This window comes from Desulfomicrobium macestii (genome assembly GCF_014873765.1).
Classification (GTDB): domain Bacteria; phylum Desulfobacterota; class Desulfovibrionia; order Desulfovibrionales; family Desulfomicrobiaceae; genus Desulfomicrobium; species Desulfomicrobium macestii.
Map to the genome: position 1 here is coordinate 1 of NZ_JADBGG010000087.1, position 1,734 is coordinate 1,734.

The 1,734-nt window shown below is 55.8% G+C and carries 4 protein-coding genes; 2 read left to right on the plus strand and 2 right to left on the minus strand.

The annotated features are described in order from the left end of the window. The first annotated feature begins 131 nt into the window (after positions 1 to 131). Together H4684_RS20430 and H4684_RS20435 are read left to right on the plus strand one after the other, a co-directional pair. Positions 132 to 374 carry a type II toxin-antitoxin system Phd/YefM family antitoxin gene (locus tag H4684_RS20430; RefSeq protein WP_192625170.1) on the plus strand — a complete coding sequence of 81 codons (243 nt, stop codon included), beginning with the start codon at positions 132 to 134 and terminating at the stop codon, positions 372 to 374. A gap of 123 nt (positions 375 to 497) precedes the next feature. Further along, a complete protein-coding gene (locus H4684_RS20435) occupies positions 498 to 764 on the plus strand; it encodes a type II toxin-antitoxin system VapC family toxin (protein ID WP_318779671.1) in 267 nt (88 codons plus the stop codon). Between the two features lie 85 nt (positions 765 to 849). Here the strand turns inward: H4684_RS20435 and H4684_RS21335 are convergent, their stop codons facing one another. Both H4684_RS21335 and H4684_RS20445 read right to left on the minus strand, forming a co-directional pair. Beyond that, positions 850 to 1,140, minus strand: coding sequence for a type II toxin-antitoxin system RelE/ParE family toxin (locus tag H4684_RS21335; protein WP_192625171.1), 291 nt, complete (start codon positions 1,138 to 1,140; stop codon positions 850 to 852). 1 nt (position 1,141) lies between these two features. After that, positions 1,142 to 1,387 carry a CopG family ribbon-helix-helix protein gene (locus H4684_RS20445; protein ID WP_192625172.1) on the minus strand — a complete coding sequence of 82 codons (246 nt, stop codon included), beginning with the start codon at positions 1,385 to 1,387 and terminating at the stop codon, positions 1,142 to 1,144. Positions 1,388 to 1,734: the final 347 nt, after the last annotated feature.

Sequence of the window (1,734 nt, forward strand, 5' to 3'; positions counted from 1 at the left end):
ACTACTACAGAAGGAGGATCCCCTCAATCAAAATATTCAATTATTCCCAATAGATTTCTGTTTCGACGACTTTACTAACAACCCCGAAAGTCGAGGTTTAGTTTTTAAACTCAGCTAACTTCGGAGGCTCTATGCACCAGGTGAACATTCACGATGCCAAGACGAATCTGTCCCGGCTGATTGAGCAGGCTGTGAAAGGAGAGCCTTTTATTATCGCCAAGGCCGGCAAGCCCATGGTCACCGTAACCGCGTTTTCTCCGCCGCCTGATTCGGCAAGGCGGATCGGTTTTTTGCAGGGCATGATCACGGTTCCGGACGATTTTGACTCCATGGACAAGGAAGAGATCCAGAGCCTGTTTGAAGGGGTGAAGTGAAACTGCTCCTCGACACGCACATGTTGCTCTGGGCGGCGGCGGGCACCTTGCCCGGAAAAGCCGAAAGTCTGATGGGGGGACGTTAGCAATACGCTGTATTTCAGCGCTGCCAGCATCTGGGAGATCGGCGTCAAGAAAAGCCTCGGCAGAAATGATTTTCGGGTTGATACGGAAGTATTGCGACGCGGGTTGCTTGATAATCAGTACTACGAACTTTGTATCACCAGCCTGCACACTCTTGCGGTGGGTGACCTGCCCATGCTCCACAAGGACCCCTTCGACAGAATGCTCTTGGCGCAGGCCAAAAGCGAGGGAATATCCTTGCTGACATCGGACAGCATCATGCGTGATTACCCCGGCCCGGTACTGTTTGTGCCCAAGACGCCGTGAGGGATGGTGGCCGGGACAACCGCCGCACCCCGCGCTTATTTCATGTTTTCGATTGGAGTAAGTCATTCACTGTCCAGACCCTGCCTCATCCCGGCACCGGCGTAGCCGGCCATTTTCGACGCGTATGCAGAAGCCTCAGAATTTGAATCGCCAGACCTTGATCACGATAAACCAGGACATAGGGCAGACCAGGCACTACCAGCTCCCGAGTGCCCGTTCTGGCTCCACTGCGCCCCATCCGGGGGAACTGATCCAAGCGTTCAGAGGCTGTCCGAATCGCCTGGGCAACCCGTTGGGCGGCCTCGGCATCATCGGCAGCAATGTGTTCGAGTACGCTGCCCAAATCCTGCAGGGCGAGCGCCGTCCACCTGGGCATCCTAGGCCCCGTATTTGTTGAAGGTCGCCGTCACTTCGTCCGGGGAAGCGAACTCGCCCCTGTCGGCGGCCTCAACGCCTTTTCCGACCTCCGCCACAAACCAGGCCTGATGCTCCAGGATGTCGTCCAACGCCTTGTTCAACAGCCAGTTGCGGCTTCTGCCCAAGGCAGCGGCGACAGCGTCGATACGCTCAATCTTGTCTTTGGATGCCCTAAAACTGGTCGATACGGTTTCTGCGCTGTTCATGCTATTTCCTCCGTGCAGTCACAATAACTACAAGCGACTGCACTGACAAGCGCCGCCCCTGCCTCTCCTGCACGATGCCCCTCTTCTCTGGCTACGACAGCCATATCAAGTCGCCCCCCCCAAATGATGACCAAGAAGTTCCAGACCAGTGGCCCGACATTGCCAATGTGAACGGGCACCCCTATAGCGCCATTCCGTGGGCACCCTTAATGGAGCCAGTTCATGGGCACCCCTAATGGAGCCACCCCGGGTTTGAGAGAGCCTTAAAAACACTTCGCTCGGACTTCCTCAGCGTTTATCCCCTTTCTTCTAACACACAAGGAGGAAGGGAGATGGCCAACAGGAGG